Source organism: Actinomyces oris (assembly GCF_001929375.1).
Taxonomy (GTDB): Bacteria; Actinomycetota; Actinomycetes; order Actinomycetales; family Actinomycetaceae; genus Actinomyces; species Actinomyces oris_B.
Window position 1 is genome coordinate 61,316 of sequence record NZ_MSGO01000005.1, and the last position, 22,852, is coordinate 84,167.

Sequence of the window (22,852 nt, forward strand, 5' to 3'; positions counted from 1 at the left end):
CTGCTATGCAGTGCGGGCGAGCCGGCTTACCGGATCAGGCCTGGATCTGCTCGGCGACGGCGCGCAGCGCCTCATCCAGAGCCTGAGGGTTCTGACCACCGCCCTGGGCCAGGTCGTCCTTGCCACCGCCGCCGCCGCCCAGCACCTGAGCGGCGGTGCGAACCAGGACACCTGCCCGGATGCCCTTGTCACGGGCACCGGCATTGGTGGCCACCACCACCACCGGACGCGAGCCCAGCACCGCGCCGACGGCGACGACGGCGGGCTCTGCCTCACCGAGCCGGCTGCGGGCGTCGAGGGCCAGCGAGCGTACGGCGTCGGCGGAGCCGACGGTCCCCAGATCGGCTGAGGCGAGACGGATCCCGCCCAGCCGGACGGCGTCGGAGACGATGCCTGCGGTGCGTGCGGACAGCGCCGCCTGCTCGGCCGCGGCAAGGCGCTTCTCGGCGTCCTTCAGGCGCGTCATGAGGCTCTCGACCCGCTCGGGCAGATCCTCGGGACGGCCCCCGACCATGGTGGAGAGCTGGGAGACCAGCGCGTGCTCCTTGGCCTGGTAGCCGTAGGCGCCCTCACCGACGAGGGCGTCGATGCGGCGCACCCCCGAACCGATCGAGGACTCGCCCAGCACCGCGATGCGGCCGATGTGCCCGGTGCTGGGGACGTGGGTGCCGGCGCACAGCTCCTTGGACCAGTCACCCCCGATGGAGACGACGCGCACCTCCTTGCCGTACTTCTCCCCGAACAGGGCCATGGCGCCGGCAGCGCGGGCGGCGTCGATGTCCATGACCTCATCGGTGACGACCAGGTCCTCCGACAACCTGGCGTTGACCCGCTCCTCAATGCCGGAGATCTGGTCCGAGGCCAGAGCGGAGCCGTGGCGGAAGTCGAAACGCATGCGGGAGGGGGAGTTCTCGCTGCCGGCCTGGGTGGCGTTGTCGGAGACGATCTCGTGGAGCGCCTTGTGCACCATGTGGGTGGAGGTGTGGGCACGTGCGATCGCCAGGCGGCGCGCCGAGTCGATCTGGGCGAAGGCCTTCTCCCCCACCGCGATCGTGCCCTCGGTCAGGGTGCCGCGGTGGACGTGCAGCCCCTTGACGGGGGCCTGGACGTCATCGACCTCGACGGTGCCGCCGTCGGCCAGCCGGATCGTGCCCCGGTCGGCGAGCTGGCCACCCATCTCGGCGTAGAAGGGGGTGCGGTCCAGGACGACCTCGACCTCGGCCGGGGCGGTGACGACGCTCTGCGGGACGCCGTCGACGAGGATCCCGGCGACGGTGGCCTCGGCGGAGGACTCGGTGTAGCCCAGGAAGGCCGAGCCGCCACCCATCTCCTTCTCCAGCTCACGGAAGACGCGGATGTCGGCGTGGCCGGTCTTCTTGGCGCGAGCGTCGGCCCGAGCGCGCTCCTTCTGCTCATTCATGAGGCTGCGGAACGCGCTCTCATCGACGTCGACCCCCTGCTCGGCCGCCATCTCCAGGGTGAGGTCGATGGGGAAGCCGTAGGTGTCGTGCAGCTCGAAGGCGCTCTTGCCCGACACCAGCGGGCGCCCGGAGCGGCCCGCCTCCTTCTTGGCCGAGGCCACCGCGGTGTCCAGGATCGTGGTGCCGGCGGCCAGGGTGCGGCGGAAGGCGTCCTCCTCGCCGTAGGCCACCTCGGAGATGGTGCTCCAGCCGGTCTCCAGCTCGGGGTAGGAGGCCTTCATGGCGTCCTTCGAGACGGTCAGCAGGGTGGGCATGGCGGCCTCGTCGACGCCGAGCAGGCGCATGGAGCGCACGGCCCGGCGGATGAGTCGACGCAGGACGTAGCCGCGCCCGTCGTTGCCGGGGCGCACGCCGTCGCAGATGAGCATGAGGGCCGAGCGCACGTGGTCGGCCACGACCCGCATGCGCACGTCGTCGTGGTAGGCCTCGCCCGCCTCGGGGCCGGCCGAGCCGCGGCCGTAGACCTTGCCGGAGAGCTCCTCGGCGGCCTTGATGACGGGGAAGACCTCGTCGATCTCATACATGTTGGGCTTGTCCTGCATGATGAAGGCCAGGCGCTCCAGACCGGCACCGGTATCGATGGCCGTCTGATCGAGCTTGCCCAGGAGCTCGAAGTCGTGCCCCTTGCCCTCTCCGCGCAGGAACTCGTCGAAGACGAGGTTCCAGATCTCCAGGAAGCGGTCGCCCTGGGTGTCGACGGCGGGACCGCCGTCGGGCCCGTAGGCGGGGCCGCGGTCGTAGTGGATCTCGCAGCAGGAGCCGGCCGGGCCGGGCTGGCCCGTGGACCAGGAGATGTCCTTGAAGGGAAGCAGCTGGATCCGCTCGGCGGGAACCCCGATCTCCCGGGTCCAGTAGTCGAGGGAGACCTGGTCCTCCTCCCAGATCGTCATCCACAGCCGGTCCCCGTCCAGACCGTAGCCGCCCTCCTCACGGCTGCCTGTCAGCAGGCCCCAGGCGTAGGAGATGGCCCCCTCCTTGAAGTAGTCGCCGAAGGAGAAGTTGCCGTTCATCTGGAAGAAGGTGCCGTGGCGCGTCGTGATACCGACATTGTCGATGTCATTGGTGCGGATGCACTTCTGCACCGAGGCGGCCCGGGGCCAGGGGGCCTCCTCGGTACCCAGGATGTAGGGGATGAAGGGAACCATGCCCGCCACGGTGAACAGGATGGAGGGCTCGGGAGACACCAGGGAGACCGAGGGCCGGATCTCGTGCTCGTTCGCGGCGAAGTAGTCCAGCCAGCGGCTGCGGATCTCGGATGTGCGCATGGGGTCCTCATCCTGTTCGAGGTGTGGCCGGGCACTGCGGCTCTCGGGCCTGGTGCTGGGCGGGTGGATGGTGTGGTGTGGCCGACCGGCCGGACCGGTGCACGGCGGAGACGGTCGAACCAGTCGCCTGTGGACTCGGAGCCGATCGGGTTGCTCCATGGTGAGCGTACTCCCACGCCGGGGCGCCCCGAACCTCTCAAGGGTCCGGGGCGCCCCGGCGTCAGGTGAGCGTGAGGGTCAGCGCGAGTAGTACTCGACGACCATCTGGACGTCACAGGTCACGGGGACCTCGTCGCGCTTGGGGCGGCGCACCAGCGTGGCCGAGAGCTTCTCGAGGTCCACGTTGAGGTACTCCGGGACGGGGGGCAGCACGTCGCGGTGCGCGCCGGCGGCGGCGACCTGGAAGGGCACCATCACCTGGGAGCGGGGACGGACCTGGATGGTCTGGCCGGGCTTGACTCGGTAGGAGGGGCGGTCCACGACCTTGCCGTCGACGAGGATGTGGCGGTGGACCACGTCCTGGCGGGCCTGGGCGATGGTGCGGGCGATCCCGGAGCGCAGAACGAGAGCGTCCAGGCGCATCTCGAGCAGCTCGACGAGGGACTCACCAGTCAGGCCCTGACCGCGACGGGCCTCCTCGAAGACACGCTGGAGCTGGGCCTCGCGGATGCCGTACTGGGCGCGCAGACGCTGCTTCTCCTTGAGACGGACGGCGTAGTCGGACTCAGTGCGGCGGCGGGCGCGGCCGTGCTCACCGGGGCCGTAGGGGCGGCGCTCGAAGTAGCGCACGGCCTTGGGGGTCAGCGGGATGCCCAGGGCGCGGGAGAGGCGCACCTGACGGCGGGAGCGTGAAGAGCTCATATGTGTCATTCCTGTCGGATCGGTGGTCGCACGCCGTGGCTGGTGCCGACGGCGCGGGGTCAAGCCTCGGTTCGGGCCGGGACCCCAGGAGGTCCGCATCGACGTCGGCCGGTGACACCTGCAGGAGCCTCCAGCCGTCCACGACGTGGACAACTCGAGAACTCTAGCGTGCTCACCGGCGAAAACCTACGTCGGAACCGCTCGGTGTGAGACGGTCCTCAACCGCTGCTCGAGTCAGGCGTTCGCGGTGTGCACCACCGCTCGTCGAGGATGCGCCGGACCGCCTCGAGGCGGGAGGCCAGCTGCTTCTCGAAGCCGTTGCCGGTGGGCCGGTAGTACCGAGCACCCTCGAGCCCGTCGGGCAGGTACTGCTGGCCGACGACGGCGTGGGGGAAGTCATGGGGGTAGCGGTAGCCCTTGCCGTGCCCGAGTCCCTCGGCCCCGGCGTAGTGGGCGTCGCGCAGGTGAGCGGGCACGGCCGCGGCCTTGCCGGCTCTCACATCGGCCAGTGACTCGTTGAGCGCCACGGTGACCGCGTTGGACTTGGGGGCGGTGGCCACGGCGAGCGCGGCCTCGGCCAGGATGAGGCCGGACTCCGGCATCCCGATCATGGCGACCGCCTGCTGGGCGGCCACGGCAGTGGACAGCACCGTGGGGTCGGCGAGCCCGACGTCCTCGGCGGCGTGGATGACGATGCGGCGGGCGATGTAACGGGGGTCCTCCCCGGCTGCGATCATGCGCGCCAGATAGTGCATCGTGGCGTCGGGGTCCGAGCCGCGCATCGACTTGATGAAGGCGCTGATGACGTCGTAGTGCTGGTCTCCGGCGCGGTCGTAACGCACTGCCGCCACGTCAGCTGCCCGCTCGACGTCGGCGACCTCGATGAGGGGCGACGTGCCGGAAGCAGGCGTCTGCGCCAGGACCGTGCCGGCGGCGGCCTCCAGCACCGTGAGCGCCTTGCGGGCGTCGGAACCGGCCATGCGCACGATCTGACCGCGCGCCTCCTCGCTGATGTCCACGGTGCCGGCCAGGCCCCGCTCATCGCTCACGGCGCGATCGACCAGGCGCCCGATGTCGTCGGCCCCCAGAGGCTGGAGCGTCAGGAGCAGGGAGCGGGACAGCAGCGGTGAGACGACGCTGAAGGACGGGTTCTCCGTGGTGGCCGCGATGAGTGTCACCCACCGGTTCTCCACGCTGGGCAGCAGGGCGTCCTGCTGTGAGCGGGAGAAGCGGTGCACCTCGTCGATGAACAGTACCGTCTCCTCCCCCGCCGCCAGACGGCGCCTGGCATCGGTAACGACGGCGCGCACGTCCTTGACGCCGGCCGTGACCGCCGACAGCTCCACGAATCTGCGCCCGCTGCCCCGTGCCACCAGGTAGGCCAGCGTCGTCTTGCCGGTTCCGGGCGGTCCCCACAGGATGACCGAGGACAGGGAGGATCCGGAGGGCCGCGCGGCGCCGTCCTGCTCGCCCGCAGGGGAGCGCCTGTCCGCCTCGGCCGGCTCGACGAGTCGTCGTAAGGGCGATCCGGGGGCGAGCAGGTGCGCCTGCCCCTGAAGCTCGTCAAGCGTGCGCGGACGCATCCGCACGGCCAGCGGTGCGTGGGAGTCCACAGGGATCCCGGCGTCATCCGTACCGGCCGACTCGAACAGGTCCATGGGGCGACCCTATCCTCCCCTGCGCACGATTCCGCCTTCACCCGCGCCTCGGCGGCAGAGCCGGCCTCCGACAGGTCTCCGTCCAGCCTTTGAGCAGTCCTGCACCGTTGCTCGAAGGATACGGGGCACAGCCCTTGGTGACACCGGAGAACCGGCTGGGAAGTGCATACAATCGTCTATGCTCGCCTGGCTTGCGCGTCGCGTTGTCAAGGACGCCTGGTTCGTCGTCATCACCTGGGTGGTCCTGTCCACCGCCCTGGCGATCACCGCCCTGACCGGTTGGGGAGGCGGAGGACTGTTCTCACGGCTGGAGGCCGGCTCGGCCTCGATCCCGGGGACAGAGAGCGCCACCGGGCAACAGGTTCTCGACTCTCTGGCCGGCGACAGCGTGCCGGTAACCCTGCTGGTTCGCGGGGTTGATCTCAAAGGGACGGAGCACCGGGAGCGGATCGTCCCGGCGCTGGCGAAGGTCCACGAGGAGCTGGCCGCCATGAGTGGTGTCGAGAAGGTGGTGGACCCCTTCCTGAGCCCGGGAGCGCTCGCCACCCCCGCTGCGCAGGCGCTGGTCTCGAAGAACCTCGACAGCTTTCTCATCGTGGTGACCGTCAACCCCAAGGCTGCCGCTGTCGTTCCTGCCACGGACACGGAGCACAGCCGCCGACTCGACGACGCCGTTGACGCCGTCGAGACTCGTCTGATGCGGGTTCCCGGCGAGCTGCACGACGTCGAGCCCTCGGCCACCGGGATCGTCTCTCACAAGCAGCTGGTCACCGACTCCATCACCAACCAGACCCGCAAGGATCTGGTGACCGGCGAGATGATCGCCATGCCGGTGGCCCTGATGATCATGGTCCTCGTCTTCGGTGGCCTTCTGGCTGCCAGCATGCCCCTCGTCGGCGCCCTGGCGTCAGTTGCCTGCACCCTGGGCGCCCTCTATCTCCTGAGTCTGGGCACACCCCTGCAGTCCTTCGTCGTCAATATCGCCAGCGTTCTGGGACTGGGACTATCGATCGACTACGCCCTGCTGATGACGTCGCGTTATCGCGAGGAGCTGGCCCGGGCCTACGACGCCGGGAACCTGCCGGACGCCGCTGACGGCCGACCTCCGGCACGTCGGCGCGACCCTCTTGTCGTCTCCTGCATGACCACAACAATCCTCACCGCCGGACGCACGGTCGTCTTCTCGGCCGTGACCATTGCGATCAGCCTGTTCGGGCTCTCGCTCATGGGCGGTGGGATCCTGAGATCGATCGGCCTGGCCGGTGCTGTCGTCGTGCTCATCGCGGTTGCGGCGGCTGTCACCCTGATACCCGCCGTCCTGGTCCTGCTGGGGCAGCGCGTGGCCCGGCCGTCTGTGCTGGAACGCGTTCCCCTCCTTGGTGGTCTCCTGCACCGGATCGGGGACGTCAGCCGCGAGCGCGGCGTCTTCGCCGCCCTGGCCCGCTGGGTGCACGCCCGCCCCTGGACCATTCTGACAGCCTGTCTGGCTGTCCTGACGGTGCTGGCGCTTCCGGTTCTCCGCCTGCACACGATCAGCTCAACGGTTGAGCAGCTACCGGCAGACTCCTCACAACGCGTGTACGCCCAGACCCTGAGTGAGGACTACCCCGCCGTGGCCGGCCAGGACGCAACCGTCATCATCCGGGGAACCGGGGAGAGGATCTCGGCGTTCATCAATGATGAGGTGGCGTCTCTGCCCGGGGTCGAGGCGGTGCTCGGCCAGTCCTCGGCCGAGGGCTTCACGGTCGTCCACCTCGATCTCACAGGCGACGAGGCATCCACTGCCGCAGAACGTGCTGTGAGCGCGATCCGAGCCCTGAAGGCACCGGCGGACATGTGGGTGACCGGTCAGGCCGCCGACCAGATTGACTTCCGGGAGACAGTCGACCATGGCCTGCCGCTGACACTGGGAGCCATACTCGTGGCCACCTTCGTCCTCCTGTTCCTCATGACCGGCTCGCTGCTCATCCCGGTCAAGGCCCTGATCGTCAACGCCCTGTCCCTGGCGGCCTCGATGGGAGTCCTCGTATGGGTCTTCCAGAACGGGCACGGCTCCGGTCTGCTGGGGTTCACTCCCCTCGGAGGACTGGAGACCGCAGTGGTGGTGACCGCAGCAACGGTCGGTTTTGGCCTGGCCATGGACTACGAGGTCTTCCTCCTGGCGCGCATCACCGAGTACCGGCGGACGGGGCGCGACAATGACACCTCGGTGGAGCTGGGGCTGCAGCGCTCGGGACGCGTGGTGACCTTCGCGGCCCTCATCATGGTCGCGGTCTTCCTGGGATTCGTGTCCGGCAAGCTCATCGCCGTCAAGGAGATCGGCCTTGCCCTTGCGGTGATCGTGGCGCTGGACGCCTCGATCGTACGCATGTTGCTGGTCCCGGCCACGATGACACTTCTGGGCGAGTGGAACTGGTGGTCGCCCTGTTGGCTGCAACGACTGCTTGCCGGGTCCGACGCCGATGCGGACCCGGCAAGTACTGCGAGAACGACGGTACCCGGATCGGTTACAGCAGACTGATGTCTCCTGCGCCCTGACGCACCACCTCGGGGACGTCGTCGGTCAGGTCGATGACGCTGGTGGGCTCCCCCTGCCCGACCGGACCCTCGATCACGACGTCGATGAGGTGCCCCAAGGACTCCTGGATCTCCCAGCCGTTGGTCTCGGGCTCCTCCTGGCCGGGGCGGATGAAGGTGGAGGACAGGATGGGGGCGCCGAACTCGGCGACGAGGGACTGGGTGATGGTGTGGTCGGGGATGCGTACGCCCAGCGTGTGCTTCTTGGGGTTGAGCGTCATCCGGGGCACGTCCTTGGTGCCCTTGAGGATGAAGGTCCACGGTCCCGGGGTGAGTCGCTTGATGAGCCGGAAGGCGTTGTTGCCCACGATGGCCAGCGGCCCGACCTGAGCGAAGTCGGCGCACACGAAGGTGAAGTTGTGCTTGCCGTCGAGCTGGCGGATGGTGCGGATCCGGTCCAGCCCCTCCTTGTTGCCCGGTGCGCAGGCCAGGGCGTATCCGGAGTCGGTCGGGTAGGCGACCAGGCCGCCGTCGCGCAGCGTGTCGACGACCTTCTCAACCAGACGCGCCTGCGGGTTGACGGGGTGGAGCTCGATGTAACGTGCCATGCCCCAACCTTACCTCGGGTGACGGTTCTCACATAGCGTTCCGAGGGGAGGGAGACGTCAGCGGCGAGGGATCTGGTGGGCGACGTCGGAGAACACGCCGGTGACCCCCCAGTTGAAGAGCTCGTTGGCCCGGCTCGGCGAGTTGACGGTCCAGACGTTGACGCCGTAGCCCTCGGCTCGAAATGCCTGAACCTGCTGCCGGGTCAGGCCGGAGTCCTCGGGATGGATGAAGTCGGCGCCCACGATCTCAAGGGTGCTCCTCCAGTCGTCCGACAGCGACCGGCTCTCGTAGAGGCACCCCACGGGAACCTCCGGGGCACGCTGCTTGAACAGGTGGAGCAGCAGGTGGCTGAAGGAGGAGACGATGACCTCAACGTCCGGGCGCAGGCGCTCAAGCTGTGCGATGACGCCGTCGACGAGGCGCAGGCTCGCCTCCTTGCCGGTCTCGTTGGGCTTGATCTCGATGTTGGCGTTGAGGCCGGTGTCGTTCATGAGGTCGATGAGATCCCTCAGGGTGGGCAGCGGCTCGTCCTCGAACCGAGGGGAGAACCAGCCTCCGGCATCGATTCCGCCCAGGTCGGCCAACGTCAGGTCGTCGTACCGACCGGCGCGATTCGTGGTCCGGTCGAGGGTGGAGTCGTGGCAGATGATGACCGTTCCGTCGCCGATGACGTCGACGTCGGCCTCCACCCACGCCACCTGGTGATCCACCGCGCAGCGAAATGCGGCCATGGTGTTCTCCGGGGCCAGTGAGCTCAGGCCTCGGTGCCCGAAGATCATGCGTTCGTCGCCGCGCACGCGCCCACCACTGCTTGAGATCGCCGATGACATGGCCGGAATGCTACCTGAGCCGCACGATCACGCTCCGCGGAAGGCCGCCTTGACATCAATCCAACTTGATATAAAATCCCTTGCATGCGAAAGGTCGCCACACCACCGGAGTCCCCCCTCGGGGAGGACTCGGCCGTGGTGCAGCTGTTCAAGGCGCTGGCTCACCCCATGAGGGCGAGCATCGTCTACCGCCTCATCAGCTCACCGGCTGACGTCACCGAGCTGGTGACGTTCCTCGGAGTGTCCCAGCCTCTGGTCTCCCACCACCTGCGGGTCCTGCGCAACGCCCACCTGGTCGAGTCGGTCCGCGAAGGAAAGCGCCAGAGCTACTCCCTCATCGACGACCATGTCGCATCCATCTTCATCGACACCCTCGAGCACACGAAGGAGCACGATCATGACTGCCACCACTGAGCACCGCCCCGCTGAGGCCCACCACCACACCCACGGCCCGGACTGCGGGCACCTCGCCGTCATCCACGGAGACCACGTGGACTACATTCACAACGGTCACGCCCACCACGAGGACAACGGTCACTACGACGAGTGCGACACCTGCTCGTGCGAGCACTGCTCGGACCCCTGCGCCGTGTGCGAGTGCGAGGACTGCTCCTGCCCCACCTGCAACCACAACACCTGCTCGTGCGAGCACTGCTCGGACTCCTGCTCCTCGTGCACCTGCGAGGACTGCTCCTGCCCGACCTGCACGCACGCCGCCTGACAGACCGGGTCAGTCACCCCTGGACGCCCGCCGCGTTCAGGGGTGCGCCGTCGTGAGGGCCTCCTGCCGAATGACGTACGTCAGCAGGAGGCCCTCACGGGTTCTGGCGTCGCTGTAGCCGACAGCACCCGGCACAGTCAGTCGGCGACGGGCCTCTGGAGGATGAGGTTCGGGGCTTGGCGGGTTTGCGCCGATGCGCGCTCGCAACGATCATGTGCCCATGAGCAGTCCCTTCCCTGTTCCCGGTGCTTTTGCGCACGTCGCACCGCCTGTGCCCGGTGTACGTCTGGGGCAGCCGCTGGGTCAGGGAGGATTCGCCACCGTCTACGCCGGGGAGCAGGTCTCGTTGGGGCGCCCGGTGGCCGTCAAGATCGACTCCAGGCCGTTGCACGACGAGCGCAACCGCCGACGTTTCATGCGGGAGATGGCGGCCGCCAGCCGGATCAGCGGGCACCCGAACGCGGTGTCGCTGATCGACTCCGGAGTGCTTCCCGACGGGCGCCCCTACCTGGTCATGGAACGCTGTGACGGAGGCTCCTTGGCCCAGGTCCTGGAGCGCGGCGAGCTCAGCGCCGCCCAGGCCGTCAGCATCGTCACGGCCGTGTGCTCCGCGTTGGGGGCTGCTCACGAGGCCGGGGTCCTCCACCGCGATATCAAGCCCGGGAACATCCTCATCGACGCTTACGGAAGCCCCCGGCTGAGTGACTTCGGCCTGGCCGCCATCCAGCGCGAGGGCATCGAGTCCTCCGTCACCTTGGAGACGATGACGCCGGACTTCGCTCCACCGGAGGCCTTCACCCTGGCCGAGCCCTCGCCCAGTGGAGACGTGTGGTCGATGGGGGCCGTTCTCTTCGCGCTCCTGACCGGTCGGGGGCCTCGGCGCACCGCCGACGGCGCGGTCCAGAGCCTGCCGGAGATCATCAACCGGCTGTCGGTGCCCATCGACACCTCCGACACGCGCATCCCCGAGGCGTTACGCCCGCTGCTCGACCGGGCGCTGCACCCTGACCCCGCTCAGCGATACCGCGACGGCAACGCGCTCGCCCGGGCTCTGGCTCGGGTCGGAGAGCTCTCGAACGGTGCGTTCAACACCCCTCACTTGGCACTGCGGACTCCCCATCCCCTCCCTGCGCCGGTCCCCGCGCCCGGGGCCGGCTCACGGCGCTCGGGCAGGGCGTTGACGCTCCTGGTACTCGGTGTGACAGCGGGCGTTGCCATCTCCGCCGGCGCGCTGGGAGCCGTGAGGCTCATCGACTCGGTGTCCTCGGCGAACCGGACGGCCCAGCGGGCCTCAGCCTCTCCCGTCTCGCACGCCGGCGCCCAGGCGGACCAGGGCGCCGGCAGCCGCCCCACGGCCACGGTACGGGCGACCGTCCCCGGCTCCCAGAAGACCTCGCCGTCTCCGACAACCGCCCCGACTCCCGCGCAGGTCAACGCCCAGGGAATCCCCTACTCCGACGACATGCCGTGGCCTCTGGGAACCTGCCTGAGCCGGACGACCTCGGTCGTGGGAGGCACGAGCGTCAGCCAGGTCGACTGCTCCCAGGCCGACTGGATCGTCTTCGCCGGCGGAACCTTCGATCCGGCCACGACCGCTTCCAGTGCCACCGAGGCCATGACGAACGACCCTCGGGTCAAGGCCGCATGCACCAGCGTCTACGCGGAGCGCTATGGACTCGACCTGTCCACCAGCTACACGATCAACACGCTCGGTCCCAATGATGAGGAGTGGGCCGCGGGCAGTCGCGGTTTCGCCTGCGTCCTGGGCCGGTTATAAGTCTGCAATGGTCTCACGTGCCCCGCCGTGCGCGGGGACGGAGCAAGACAGGGGCGGGTCACCGGCCGGTACCGGCGAAGACTTCCTCGATGAAGGGATCGACCAGCCCGTGGTAGGCCTCCGGGGCGTCCCGCCGCACGCAGTGGCCGACGCCGTCGAGCAGCACCAGGCGCACAAGCGGATTGGTCACCTCAGAGGGGTCAGGAGCCATGTTGCCGCGGCGGGGTGCTAGGTAGAGCGTCGGCGTCCTCAGCCGGTTGATCGCGCTGATGAGGTCGGCCTCGCCGAGATAGGTGCCCTCGCGGATGTAACGGCGGTCGACCTGCCTCTTGCACGCTGCCCAGCCCTCGATCTCGGATTCGCTCCATGAGGTCTCGAGCCTCATGCGTTCCCGCTCGGCCGCGCCGCCGTCGGCGAAGGCGTCCAGGAAGCGCTCCTGGTGCTCCACGAACCAGGGGGCCGGGGCCCAGTGCCCGGTGGGACGCGCGGCGTCCTCCAGGACCAGTGCCCGAACGAGCTCGGGCCGGGCGACGCTCACCCGCAGCGACATGAGCCCTCCCAGACTGTGCGCCACGACGACCGGCGGCTCCGAGAACAGGACCAGTGTCTTCTCAAGGTCCTCTTGCATGGTCTGCGGCGCCCGGGCCAGGGTCTCGTCGTCCCACCGCGGGGAAGCCCCGTGCCCCCGCTGATCGATCGCCAGGACGTGATACCGGGAGGACCAGCGGGCTACGGCGTCGGGCCAGGCGGTAGCCGATTCGGTCAGGCCGTGGACTAAGAGCAGCGGCGGATCCGCCGGATCGCCCCACTCGTGCAGCGCAAGCATCGTCACATCATCGAGTGTAGGCGATGAGCGGACGCGACCGGCGAACTCAGCTCTGCTTCATCCCGTCCGCTTTGCCCTGCGCCGCAGAGCCGGACTCGTTGTCCGGGACGGCGTCGACCCCGGCCTCCTTGCGCTGCTCGGGCGTGATCGGGGCGGGCGCCTCGGTCAGCGGGTCGAAGCCGCCACCGGACTTGGGGAAGGCGATGACGTCGCGGATGGAGTCGGCCCGGGTCAGCAGGGAGACGATGCGGTCCCAGCCGAAGGCGATGCCGCCGTGCGGCGGGGCTCCGAACTTGAAGGCGTCCAGCAGGAAGCCGAACTTCTCCTGGGCCTCCTGCTCGCCGATCCCCATGACGTTGAAGACGCGCTCCTGGACGTCGCTGCGATGGATACGGATGGAGCCGCCACCGATCTCGTTGCCGTTGCACACGATGTCGTAGGCGTAGGCCAGGGCGCCTCCCGGGTCGGTGTCGAAGGTCTCCAGGCACTCGGGCTTGGGCGAGGTGAAGGCGTGGTGGACCGCGGTCCAGGCGGACTTGCCCAGGGCCACGTCGCCGTCGGCCCTGGCCTCGGCGGAGGGTTTGAACAGGGGTGCGTCCACGACCCAGACGAAGGACCACTCGTCGTCATTGATGAGGCCGCAGCGCTTGCCGATCTCCAGGCGGGCGGCGCCCAGCAGGGCGCGCGAGGAGTCCACGGGCCCGGCTGCGAAGAAGATGCAGTCGCCGGGCTCGGCCCCGGCGGCCTGGGCCAGGCCCGCCCGCTCGGCGTCGGTGATGTTCTTGGCGACGGGCCCGCCGAGGGTCCCGTCCTCGGCGACGGTGACATAGGCCAGGCCCTTGGCGCCGCGCTGCTTGGCCCACTCCTGCCAGGCGTCGAAGGTGCGTCGGGACTGGGAGGCCCCGCCGGGCATGACGACGGCACCCACGTAGGGGTTCTGGAAGACCCGGAAGGTGGTGTCCTTGAAGTAGTCGGTCAGGTCCACCAGCTCACAGCCGAAGCGCAGGTCGGGCTTGTCCGAGCCGTACCTCTCCATGGCGTCGCGGTAGGTCATGCGGGCGATGGGCGTGGGCAGCTCGTAGTCGATAAGCGCCCACACCTCGCGCAGCACGTCCTCGGCGACGGCGATGACGTCGTCCTGCTCGACGAAGCTCATCTCCACGTCGAGCTGGGTGAACTCGGGCTGGCGGTCGGCGCGGAAGTCCTCATCCCGGTAGCAGCGGGCGATCTGGTAGTAGCGCTCCATGCCTGCGACCATGAGGAGCTGCTTGAACAGCTGCGGGCTCTGGGGCAGGGCGTACCAGGAACCCGGTGCCAGCCGGGCGGGCACCAGGAAGTCGCGGGCTCCCTCCGGGGTGGAGCGGGTCAGGGTGGGGGTCTCGATCTCCACGAAGTCGTGGGAGTCCAGGACCCTGCGGGCGGCCTGACTGACCTTGGCGCGCAGGCGGATGGCGTGCTGCATGGCGCTGCGCCGCAGGTCGAGGTAGCGGTAGCGCAGGCGCGCCTCCTCACCGACCTGTCCGGCGTCCTCGGCGTGGTCGGAGACCTGGAAGGGCAGAGGCGCGGAGGTGTTGAGGATCTCGACGTCGGAGACGACGACCTCGATCTCGCCGGTGGGAAGGTTCGGGTTGGCGTTGCCCTCGGGCCTGGCACTCACCTCCCCGGTGACGGCCAGGACGTACTCGGCGCGCAGGTCGTGGGCGATCTCCTCGCGGATGACGACCTGGGCGATCCCCGAGGCGTCCCGCAAGTCGATGAAGGCCACGCCTCCGTGGTCACGGCGCCGATCCACCCATCCGGTGAGGGTCACGACCTGGCCGACGTCTGAGGCGCGCAGGGAGCCTGCGGTACGGGTTCGCAGCACGGTGCTGAGTTCCTTCCGTGTGGGGCACTGAACCGGTGCCCGTCGGGGCGCACCACGAGACGGGTGGGCGCCGGCGGCAGTTTACAAGGAGCTCGGCTCTCAGTCCTCAGGCCATGGCCCGACGACGTTGGTAGGCCGCCATCCTGCGACGGTTGATCGCCACGAGTACCGACAGGACCACCAGGATCACGCTGAGCGCGAGGATGGAGGCACCGATGATCGGAAAACCGGTCGACTCACCACCTGGCCCGACGGCTTGGATGCCGGAGGCCGCGGTTCCGTTGGACCGTCCCATGGCCGCGACCTGACGGGGTGGCGGCGTCGGAGCCGGCGGAACGGTGGGAGGGGCGGACCCGCCAATGACCGTGACACCCGATACTGTGAAGTAGGGGCTCTTGTTGGTGTAGTCCGCCGCGTTGCCCTCCTGGCCGCTCTCCCCCTGCGCCCCGAAGACCCGGAATCGCAGCCAGTGGTTTCCCTGCTCGACGTACTCGGGAAGCTCGAAGGAGCCTGCGGCGGTGCCGTCCTTCTTGACGGTGATCGTGGTGACCACCTCAGACTCTGAGGGGCGCGAGGCGACCAGCGCGCCGTCGTCGACGAGGACCTGGACCGTCACGCCACTGGGAAATCCCGAGAGCGTGTACATGATCGTTCCTCCGACGGCGACTGTCGAGGGACTGACCGTTGAGGCGGTTCCTGTGGTGGAGGGACCGGTCTTGGTGTCCGCCCTGGCGACGGGACTGGTGGAGACCAGCGCCGCCAGGGAGGCGAGGAGGACGGAGCAGACGATGACGAGCATCCGCGGTGATCTCCGGAGACACTGGAAACCGGTCCAATGCCGAGCCGGCGCAGGAAGCCGATCGAGCCGTATGCGCTCGGTCGTCCGGGATGTCCGGATCATCTGCTCCCACCTCCTTTCCACGGCCGCGTGCTCTGGCCCCTTGACGATGTCATTGACGCTCTCCTACTGCACCGTCTCAGTGCCTGCGCGGCAGCCGCAGCTGCGGGGAGGTCCGTGGTACGCGCAGCGGCATCCCTGAGAACGCGGCGACCAGCAGGCTCACGGCGCCGACGACCAGCAGTCCCCCAGCGCTCCCCAGAAGCACGTCGTTGGCACTGAGCCCCTTGGTGTGCGCGGCCGCCTTGTCCGGGAAGGTCAGCAGCTGAGCCTGTGCCGGATTGCGAGGATCGAAGGAGGCGGAGGAGATCTCCAGCTTCGCCCACCCCAGGAGGCCGTTGTCACGATCGGCCACTGCCAGCTCGTAGGAGCCGGAGTCGAATGTTGAGATATCGATGGAGACGCTGTTGGCATCGTCAACCTGCACCCAGCCCTTGGTGGTGGCTCCGGGGAAGACGAACACCGAGACCCACTCGCCCGACTGCACCTTGGACTTGGGCAGGACGAGGTTGACGATGTTGCCCTGGCGGGAGCCGGACAGCGAGCCGGCGTTGTCCGCGTTCAGGTGCGCAGCGCTGCTCACTGGGGCCACCGGGCTACGGTCGGGACGGACGGTGCGCTGAGAGGACGCGTCAGCCTCAGGTGAGTTCTTCGCCGAGGCCGCGGAGTCTTCCGAGGCATGGGGGCGTTCAGCTCCTGAGCCTCCGGCATTCGGGGCGGGCACCGCCCCAGCGTTGGCCTGATCAGGGTCGGAGCCGTCCTGCGAGGTCGAGGAGCGGGAGTCTGATCCGGCATCGGGTGCCTGTGGCGCGGAGGAGTCGCCCTGGCCGCCTGCGCCCGTGTCTGTACCTGAACCTGCACCGGAGCCCGGGCTGCCATCTGGGTTGTTGCCCGGGGCGTTGCCCGTTCCAGGGCGTCCGCCGCCATCCGGGTTCGGCCTCTGAGTGTTCTGATCGGGGCCGGTGGTGTGCGGCGCGGGAGCCGGAGACGCCGTCTCGGAGGGACGGGCCGAGGGGGCGGCCGAGGCGGAGGGCTCCGACGACGGTGCAGCGGAGGGCGTGGGAGCAGGGCTGGTGGGTGAACCAGTCGGCTCCGGTGCGGGTTCGCTGGTGGGCTGCGCAGTGGCCGAGGGCTCCGCGGTCGCAGTAGGAGCGGGGCTCGGCGCGGGGGACGGCTCCGGCTTGGGTTGCGGAGCGACGGCCTTGTTGAGGGCGAAGACGTTGGTAGCGGCCGTCAACCCGGAATCGATGGGCGAGAGCTGAAGGTAGTAGCGCCCCTTGTCGACTTTCCCCCCGGAGTAGAGGGCTGACAGGTTGAGCTGGGCGTCGAAGGACCCGTGATGGAAGGTGACGGGAACCGAGAGCGTTCCCGGAACCACGTACCCACCGTAGGCCGCGACCTTGATCTCGACCGGCTTCTCGCCGTCGAGCATCGTCCCCTGCGAGCACCAGCCCGTACCCCGGACCCTGACTGCGGTCTCCGGGTCGTAGGCGGGTTCGCTCCCCTGGGGGTCGGAGCCATCGGAGCTGAGCACCTGGACGGTGGGCTTGACCTGGCACGTCTTGACGGTGGCGCTCGGGGAGGCGCTCGGCTGAGCGGAGGCAGTCGGCTCGGGCTTGGGAGACTGGGAAGGCGAGGGCGATGAGCTGGGCGAGGCAGTCGTGGAAGGACTGGCCGACGGGCTGGGCGCCGCAGAGGGAGTCGGTGACGGTGTGGGTGTGGGAGACACCGAGGGTGCCGGCGACGGTTCAGTCGTGGCCTCAGGGGTCGGCTCTGCGGTGGGCGCGGCTGACGGCTCGGGAGTCGGTTCCGGCTTGGGCTCGGCCGTCGGCTGCGGGATTGGTTCCGTGGTCAGCTCGGCCGTCGGCTGCGGGAGTGGTTCCGTGGGCAGCTCGGAGCCCGGTTTCTCCGATGGCTCAGCACTGGGCCCGGTCGTGGGCTCCGGCGTGGGCTTCGGAGAAGGAGGGTCGATGGCGCCAGGGTCCTGCTTGACGAAGGAGAACAGGCCCGTGGTCGCGCTCACCGTTCCGCTGGTGTAGGTGAGGCTGAAGATCTTCGTGCCGACCTCCCAGCCACTGTCCCCGGTGACCTGACGCACGCCCTTGACGAGATAGTTAGTCGGGATGAACACCTTCTGCTCGCCGTTGGTGGGAGCCGGGCGCTCGAGCTCGGCCTTGATGCCGGGGAGCAGGTAGGGGGTGATGGTCTTGCCCTCGACGACGTTGAGCGTGATGGTGGGGTTCTCCAGGACCTCCCCTGCGGTACCGCACCAGTCCGACAGGATCGAATCGACGCCGTACTCGGCCTCATAGACCGGCACCACGTACTCGGGCGCCGACTGTCCCTCGGGGTAGACCATTCTGGCTGCCGGGTGGCAGGCCGAGCCGTTCTCGGAGTCCTCAACGGCTCTGCCTCCGTTCAGGAGGGGCATGGCGGCCACACCGGCGGTGGCCAGAACAATGCCGAAGGCTGTCAGAACAGCAAGAATCGTGCGCAGGCCAGCCCTGGTGGAAGGGAGGGCGGCAAGCAGCCGCTGAGCGTATTGCATGACGTGGTCTCGTTCATGGGCGGGGGGCAGATGGACTTACTCGTACAGCAAATGGCTGACAACCGAGATGCACGAGGAAAGGACGCACCATGAAGCAGGCGCGACTGCCTTTCGCGAACGATGATAGACGGACGCCTCCCTTCTAAGAATCCGCTATCACCCGAAAACATCGTCCGCGTTGTCGATTCCGGTTTAAGTATACACAGCGGTAACCCGTCAACCGGTCGGGTTGAGACCATTCAGAACCGGGAGCCTTGAGGAAACTCGAGCATTGGTAACGATAAATTGGGGTACGTGATCGCTTTGTAGCCAAGATTTCTTTTGTGTCACGGTTTTATTTGCGCAGCAGATCCGGCCCCTGCAGCGCGCCTCGTACCGACGCGACGGCCACACGCGGGAGCGCGCTCAGGCGCCCCCGTCGCTGACAGCCCCGGCCCCACTCGTGAGCATCGAGTCCCTGCGGCAGGACATGGTGTCCGTTGCAAGGCGTGATCCGCGGAGCCCTCGAAGCATGCCGCGAGACCGACCTCACCTGTGATCCGGCCCGTGGAGTGCGGGGCGCCGCCGATTCTCCCGTAGCCTGAGCACAGGAGCGATCCGTGCCCTGTTGACCCCGTTCGGGTCCTGCCGCACCCGGTGTGCGGCACGAGCATCCCGTGAGTCTGTGCGTGTTAGCCCATGAGTCACCCGGCCAGTCCGGGTGCGGGGCGAGTGTGGTGGGCCAGGTACGGCAAAGAGTGGAGGACAAAAGGTCCTCCCCCACACTCCGCCGCGGTCCCCTCCATCTTCATGGGGACAGATATGGGAAAACTTCATGACTACCTCCTCCAGCAGCACCGCGCCCGGCGCCTCCGACGCTCAGGGCGCCGACAGCAACGGCCCCCTCAGCCTCGATGCGCTCTTCTCCGCCGAGCTCTCCGGCGGCGAGCAGGCCGGCCCGGCCAGGAACGACGAGGACGGTGTCGTCGCCGCGCCGCACCACGGCGACGACACCACCTCCTCCCCCGAGGACTTCGCCACTCCCGCCTCCTCCGACTCCCCCGAGGACCCTGAGGACGTCGACCACGACGACGAGGCGGACGACGTCGACCGAGACCTTCCCGAGGCCGACCCGGAGGACGGGATCGACGACTCCGATGAGGACGACGGCGTCGACATCGATGAGGACGAGGTCGACGGTCACACCCCCTTCATCGACACCGATGCTGATTCCGACACTGCTTCTGACGGCCACCAGCGCGACGCCGAGCACACCGCCTCCCCGCGCAACCGGGACAAGAACGAGATGAAGACCGCCCAGGAGGATGAGGAGATCACCTTCGCCGACCTGGGGCTTCCCGGGGACCTGCTCAAGGCCGTCACCGACATGGGTTTTGTGACCCCCACCGCCATCCAGAAGGAGGCGATCCCGGTTCTGCTGGCCGGCCGTGACGTCGTCGGCGTGGCCCAGACCGGAACCGGCAAGACGGCGGCCTTCGGGCTGCCGCTGCTCGACGCCGTCGACTCCCGAGACAACGTGGTTCAGGCGCTCGTCCTGGCCCCCACCCGCGAGCTCGCGCTCCAGAGCGCCGAGGCCATCACCGATATGGCCGCCCGCTCCCGTGGCCTGGAGGTGGTGGCCGTCTACGGCGGTGCCCCATACGGCCCCCAGATCGGTGCGCTCAAGGGCGGCGCCCAGGTCGTCGTCGGCACTCCCGGCCGCGTCATCGACCTCATTGACAAGGGCGCGCTCCAGCTCGACGACGTGCGCTACTTCGTCCTGGACGAGGCCGACGAGATGCTGCGCATGGGCTTCGCCGAGGACGTGGAGACGATTGCTCAGTCCCTTCCCGCCGATCGGCGCACCGCCCTGTTCTCAGCGACGATGCCTCCGGCCATCCAGGCCGTGGCGCGTCAGCACCTTCACGAGCCTGTTCAGATCGAGGTCTCCAGGCCGGCCTCCACCGTCGCCACCGTCCACCAGACCTACGCGGTGGTCCCCTTCCGTCACAAGATCGGCGCCGTCTCCCGGGTCCTGGCCGTCACCGACGCCGAGGCGGCCATCGTCTTCGTGCGTACCAAGTCCACAGCCGAGGACGTCGCCATCGAGCTGGCGGGCCGGGGCATCCAGGCCGCCGCCATCTCCGGTGACGTGCCCCAGCGCGAGCGCGAGCGCCTGGTGGAGAGGCTGCGCGCCGGCACCCTCGACGTGCTGGTGGCCACCGACGTGGCAGCCCGCGGGCTGGACGTGGACCGCATCGGCCTGGTCGTCAACTTCGACGTGCCCCGCGAGGCCGAGGCCTACGTGCACCGCATCGGCCGTACGGGCCGCGCCGGCCGCCACGGCGAGGCCGTCACCTTCCTGACCCCCAAGGAGAAGGGCAAGCTCCGCCAGATCGAGCGCCTCACCGGAAGCCGTCTGGAGGAGATCACCCTGCCCTCCCCCGCGGACGTCTCCGAGCACCGCGCCCGCAAGCTCCTGTCCAAGGCGGCGGCCCGCCACCAGCGCGGCCGTCTGGACATGTACCTGCCGCTGGTCGCCGGAGCCGCCCAGGAGCTGGACATCGACGTCGAGGAGCTGGCGGCCACGCTGCTGGCCCTGGCCGTGGGTGACGAGGGACCGCGCAGGCGTGAGGAGCGTGGCGGTGAGCGCCCCCAGCGCGCCCGCAGGGAGGAGAACCTCGACTCCGAGGGAACCTTCCTGTCGGCCTCCTTCGAGGGCGGGCGCGAGAAGAACCGTCGTGGCGAGCGGGCAGACCGCGGCGAGGGACGCCGTTCAGTCAACCGTTCAGGGCGCCGAGAGCACGAGGGCCCCGGGACCGTCTACCGCGTGGAGGTGGGCCACCGGGACCGGGTCCTTCCCGGAGCGATCGTGGGGGCCCTGGCCAACGAAGGCGGGATCGAGGGCTCTGACATCGGCAAGATCGACATCCTTCAGTCCTTCTCCCTGGTCACGATCTACGCCGACCTCAGCCCCGAGCAGCTGAGCGTCATGGGGCGGGCGACCTTTGCCGGCCGTGAGCTGCGGATCCGTCCCGACGAGGGGCCGGGGCACGGCTGGTCCGGCCCCAACGGAGCAGAGCGTCGTCCCAAGCGGCGCGACTGGGAGGACCGCAGAGACAACAAGGACCGCGGTGAGCGCGGCGAGCGGTCGGACCGTGGCTTCCGTCCCCGCCGTGATGACGGCGAGCGCGGTTGGAAGGACCGGGACGGGCGCGGCAGGGGCGGCTACGACCGCTCGGAGCGCCGTGACACCCGTCGTTGGGAGGAGCGCCGTGGCGACCGGGACGGCTTCCGCGGTCGGCGAGAGGACCGGGGCGGTCGCGGTTACGACCGTGACGGTTACCAGGATGACCGCCGTGGCTACGGCGAGCGCAACCAGAACCGCTTCGGCGGCCACCGGGGTGGCTTCCGCGGAGGGCGCGGCGACCGCTGAGTACCCTGCTACTCGCTGACACGACGGGCTGGGGCGACAACATGAGTTGTCGCCCCAGCCCGTGCTGCCGACGGTGATCGTCGCGCTGGTGGCCGATCAGGCTCGACGGATCCGGATGGTCCCCATCTGGGCGCGAGCCCGTAGCTCGAGACGTCGTTCAAGCGACTCAGGGTTGCGCTGACGAGGCAGGTCAGTGGACACCCGGCCGAACTCGGAATGGCAGTCGGCCAGAACCGCAGTCCCCTCGGGTACTCCCACCGACACAGTGCCCAGCTGACTGGACAGGTCCAGGAATCCTTCATACGCCTCAAGGACCTTGACGGAGCCGGCCTCCGTGTGAGCCGACACCGTGCCGGTCGTGGAGCGGATGCGCACCGAGCCGGCCTGGGCCCTCACACTTCCATCATGGAGCGTGCCGATGACGATGGAACCGGCGTCGGCGTGCACCTGGGCACTCACGCAGTCACCCAGTCGGATGGACCCTGCCGAGGTACGCACCCGCACCTGCTCCCACCGGTGCTCCGCACTGATCGATCCGGCATCAATACTGGCATCAAGGCGGGTGCGGTCGGGCACCGTCACACGCACACGAGATGTCTCCGGACCCCACGGCCAGATACCAGCGAAACGCTCACGCCCCACGAGCGCGATCTGACGGATGGTCACCATGGCGCCGTCAGCAGTGACATCCAGAAGCGGTTCCAGAGGCTCATCAGCCTCGACAGTGATCGAGCGCCCAGCCCCCGGCGCAGTCACCACGCTCAGGGAGGACAGGTCCAGGATGAGGTTCGGCTGGGCGTCATCGGGAAGGTCGAAGGTCCAGATCGGCATTGGAGTTCTCCTCGGGTTCCGGGTATCTGCGCGCTCCGCCACGACAGGATCGGGCGGCGGACGAGTGGGACAACGGGGATGCGTAGGTCAGTGGCAGACGATGCGGCGGTACGGGTCAGCCGAACCACCCAGTGAGCGTCACCCCCGAGGTCTGCCGCCCTGTCGGGCCAGTGGGCCGGCCGGAGCGATTTCCGGCGCCGTCGAGCTCACTGGCGCCATGAGCGGTCCCGGTGCCAGCGGTCCAGGTACCCGCTGAGCTCCATGAGCCTGACGGCGACTCCTGTCCGGCCAGCGCGCTGCGAGCCGCCTCGACGAGCCAGGCGTTGACCGAGCGCCCCTGGGCGCGGGCTGCGACGTCGATCTGCTGCTTGAGGGACTCGGGCAGGCGCAGTGTGGTGCGAACCTCGTTACCTTCCTGGGCCATGGGTTCCTGAGACACTTGAGAAGTGTTCTGCACCGGCACACCGACGGCTTCTGCGTCCTGGTTCAACGGCGTTGCCTGATTGACCAGGAGATGAGGGGTCGAGCCGTCCATCACAACGGCGACGTGTACGCCGTCGAGCTCACCGTTGAGCTCATCGACGGTATCCGCGAGCATCTGCAGAGTGACGAGTCGTAGAGCCGGATCGAGCGCAGCCGTCAGAGAGTGGGCTACCTCCTGAGTCCGCTCGTCGCCCAGGGACGAGATCTCCACGAGGGTCCGGCGCAAGGTCTCGGTGTAGGCATCCAAACGCATGACACCATGCTGACA

16 protein-coding genes are annotated in these 22,852 nt (G+C 68.7%); 5 read left to right on the forward strand and 11 right to left on the reverse strand.

Translation table 11 applies throughout. The features are described 5' to 3' along the window. Positions 1-34 precede the first annotated feature (34 nt). From alaS to BKH32_RS00870, 3 genes are all read right to left on the reverse strand, one after another. Entirely contained in the window at positions 35-2,746 is a 2,712-nt protein-coding gene (gene alaS, locus BKH32_RS00860; protein WP_075248195.1) for an alanine--tRNA ligase, read from the reverse strand. Positions 2,747-2,983: 237 nt separating this feature from the next. Further along, positions 2,984-3,607: a 30S ribosomal protein S4 gene (rpsD, locus tag BKH32_RS00865; RefSeq protein ID WP_009747225.1), complete on the reverse strand. Its 624-nt coding sequence runs from the start codon at positions 3,605-3,607 to the stop codon at positions 2,984-2,986. Positions 3,608-3,825: 218 nt separating this feature from the next. Beyond that, the gene (locus tag BKH32_RS00870) at positions 3,826-5,265 is read right to left on the reverse strand and encodes a replication-associated recombination protein A (RefSeq protein WP_075248196.1); all 1,440 of its coding nucleotides are present in this window, start codon (positions 5,263-5,265) and stop codon (positions 3,826-3,828) included. 178 nt (positions 5,266-5,443) lie between these two features. On the opposite strand from BKH32_RS00870, the gene BKH32_RS00875 reads away from it, so the two are divergent. Then, on the forward strand, positions 5,444-7,786 hold the full coding sequence (locus tag BKH32_RS00875; protein WP_075248197.1) for an MMPL family transporter: 2,343 nt from the start codon (positions 5,444-5,446) through the stop codon (positions 7,784-7,786). Here the strand turns inward: BKH32_RS00875 and BKH32_RS00880 are convergent. Further along, positions 7,773-8,390: an L-threonylcarbamoyladenylate synthase gene (locus BKH32_RS00880; RefSeq protein ID WP_075248198.1), complete on the reverse strand. Its 618-nt coding sequence runs from the start codon at positions 8,388-8,390 to the stop codon at positions 7,773-7,775. The genes BKH32_RS00875 and BKH32_RS00880 overlap by 14 nt on opposite strands. A gap of 57 nt (positions 8,391-8,447) precedes the next feature. Further along, entirely contained in the window at positions 8,448-9,221 is a 774-nt protein-coding gene (locus tag BKH32_RS00885) for a glycerophosphoryl diester phosphodiesterase (RefSeq protein ID WP_075248199.1), read from the reverse strand. Positions 9,222-9,305: 84 nt separating this feature from the next. Between BKH32_RS00885 and BKH32_RS00890 the strand changes: the two genes are divergently transcribed. The 3 genes from BKH32_RS00890 to BKH32_RS00900 all read left to right on the forward strand — a co-directional run bounded on the left by BKH32_RS00890 (position 9,306) and on the right by BKH32_RS00900 (position 11,719). Beyond that, on the forward strand, positions 9,306-9,635 hold the full coding sequence (locus BKH32_RS00890; protein ID WP_075248200.1) for an ArsR/SmtB family transcription factor: 330 nt from the start codon (positions 9,306-9,308) through the stop codon (positions 9,633-9,635). Further along, positions 9,619-9,942, forward strand: coding sequence for a hypothetical protein (locus BKH32_RS00895; RefSeq protein WP_009398060.1), 324 nt, complete (start codon positions 9,619-9,621; stop codon positions 9,940-9,942). The genes BKH32_RS00890 and BKH32_RS00895 overlap by 17 nt, the downstream gene beginning before the upstream one ends. 220 nt (positions 9,943-10,162) lie before the next feature. Further along, positions 10,163-11,719 carry a serine/threonine-protein kinase gene (locus BKH32_RS00900; RefSeq protein WP_081376650.1) on the forward strand — a complete coding sequence of 519 codons (1,557 nt, stop codon included), beginning with the start codon at positions 10,163-10,165 and terminating at the stop codon, positions 11,717-11,719. A gap of 58 nt (positions 11,720-11,777) precedes the next feature. On the opposite strand, the gene BKH32_RS00905 is transcribed toward BKH32_RS00900, so the two are convergent. The 4 genes from BKH32_RS00905 to BKH32_RS14610 form a co-directional block, all read right to left on the reverse strand. Then, entirely contained in the window at positions 11,778-12,545 is a 768-nt protein-coding gene (locus BKH32_RS00905) for an alpha/beta fold hydrolase (protein WP_075248202.1), read from the reverse strand. Positions 12,546-12,591: 46 nt separating this feature from the next. Continuing rightward, positions 12,592-14,409 carry an aspartate--tRNA ligase gene (aspS, locus tag BKH32_RS00910; protein ID WP_075248203.1) on the reverse strand — a complete coding sequence of 606 codons (1,818 nt, stop codon included), beginning with the start codon at positions 14,407-14,409 and terminating at the stop codon, positions 12,592-12,594. A gap of 106 nt (positions 14,410-14,515) precedes the next feature. After that, a complete protein-coding gene (locus BKH32_RS00915; RefSeq protein WP_075248204.1) occupies positions 14,516-15,208 on the reverse strand; it encodes a DNA-directed RNA polymerase II in 693 nt (230 codons plus the stop codon). A 178-nt stretch (positions 15,209-15,386) separates the two neighbouring features. Further along, on the reverse strand, positions 15,387-17,855 hold the full coding sequence (locus BKH32_RS14610) for a hypothetical protein (protein ID WP_075248205.1): 2,469 nt from the start codon (positions 17,853-17,855) through the stop codon (positions 15,387-15,389). Between the two features lie 814 nt (positions 17,856-18,669). Here BKH32_RS14610 and BKH32_RS00925 point away from each other — a divergent pair. Further along, positions 18,670-21,270 carry a DEAD/DEAH box helicase gene (locus BKH32_RS00925; RefSeq protein WP_075248206.1) on the forward strand — a complete coding sequence of 867 codons (2,601 nt, stop codon included), beginning with the start codon at positions 18,670-18,672 and terminating at the stop codon, positions 21,268-21,270. Positions 21,271-21,366: 96 nt separating this feature from the next. Here BKH32_RS00925 and BKH32_RS00930 read toward each other — a convergent pair whose 3' ends face one another. Continuing rightward, a complete protein-coding gene (locus BKH32_RS00930) occupies positions 21,367-22,101 on the reverse strand; it encodes a DUF4097 family beta strand repeat-containing protein (RefSeq protein WP_075248207.1) in 735 nt (244 codons plus the stop codon). A gap of 115 nt (positions 22,102-22,216) precedes the next feature. Beyond that, the gene (locus tag BKH32_RS00935; protein WP_075248208.1) at positions 22,217-22,837 is read right to left on the reverse strand and encodes a CopG family transcriptional regulator; all 621 of its coding nucleotides are present in this window, start codon (positions 22,835-22,837) and stop codon (positions 22,217-22,219) included. Between the last annotated feature and the right edge of the window lie 15 nt (positions 22,838-22,852).

Excerpts from the sequence above, each read along its gene's own strand:
- alaS (WP_075248195.1), bottom strand. The coding sequence starts at position 2,746 with ATGCGCACATCCGAGATCCGCAGCCGCTGGCTGGACTACTTCGCCGCG.
- rpsD (WP_009747225.1), bottom strand. The coding sequence starts at position 3,607 with ATGAGCTCTTCACGCTCCCGCCGTCAGGTGCGCCTCTCCCGCGCCCTG.
- BKH32_RS00870 (WP_075248196.1), bottom strand. The coding sequence starts at position 5,265 with ATGGACCTGTTCGAGTCGGCCGGTACGGATGACGCCGGGATCCCTGTG.
- BKH32_RS00875 (WP_075248197.1), top strand. The coding sequence starts at position 5,444 with ATGCTCGCCTGGCTTGCGCGTCGCGTTGTCAAGGACGCCTGGTTCGTC.
- BKH32_RS00880 (WP_075248198.1), bottom strand. The coding sequence starts at position 8,390 with ATGGCACGTTACATCGAGCTCCACCCCGTCAACCCGCAGGCGCGTCTG.
- BKH32_RS00885 (WP_075248199.1), bottom strand. The coding sequence starts at position 9,221 with ATGTCATCGGCGATCTCAAGCAGTGGTGGGCGCGTGCGCGGCGACGAA.
- BKH32_RS00890 (WP_075248200.1), top strand. The coding sequence starts at position 9,306 with ATGCGAAAGGTCGCCACACCACCGGAGTCCCCCCTCGGGGAGGACTCG.
- BKH32_RS00895 (WP_009398060.1), top strand. The coding sequence starts at position 9,619 with ATGACTGCCACCACTGAGCACCGCCCCGCTGAGGCCCACCACCACACC.
- BKH32_RS00900 (WP_081376650.1), top strand. The coding sequence starts at position 10,163 with ATGAGCAGTCCCTTCCCTGTTCCCGGTGCTTTTGCGCACGTCGCACCG.
- BKH32_RS00905 (WP_075248202.1), bottom strand. The coding sequence starts at position 12,545 with ATGCTTGCGCTGCACGAGTGGGGCGATCCGGCGGATCCGCCGCTGCTC.
- BKH32_RS00915 (WP_075248204.1), bottom strand. The coding sequence starts at position 15,208 with ATGCTCGTCATCGTCTGCTCCGTCCTCCTCGCCTCCCTGGCGGCGCTG.
- BKH32_RS14610 (WP_075248205.1), bottom strand. The coding sequence starts at position 17,855 with ATGCAATACGCTCAGCGGCTGCTTGCCGCCCTCCCTTCCACCAGGGCT.
- BKH32_RS00925 (WP_075248206.1), top strand. The coding sequence starts at position 18,670 with ATGACTACCTCCTCCAGCAGCACCGCGCCCGGCGCCTCCGACGCTCAG.
- BKH32_RS00930 (WP_075248207.1), bottom strand. The coding sequence starts at position 22,101 with ATGCCGATCTGGACCTTCGACCTTCCCGATGACGCCCAGCCGAACCTC.
- BKH32_RS00935 (WP_075248208.1), bottom strand. The coding sequence starts at position 22,837 with ATGCGTTTGGATGCCTACACCGAGACCTTGCGCCGGACCCTCGTGGAG.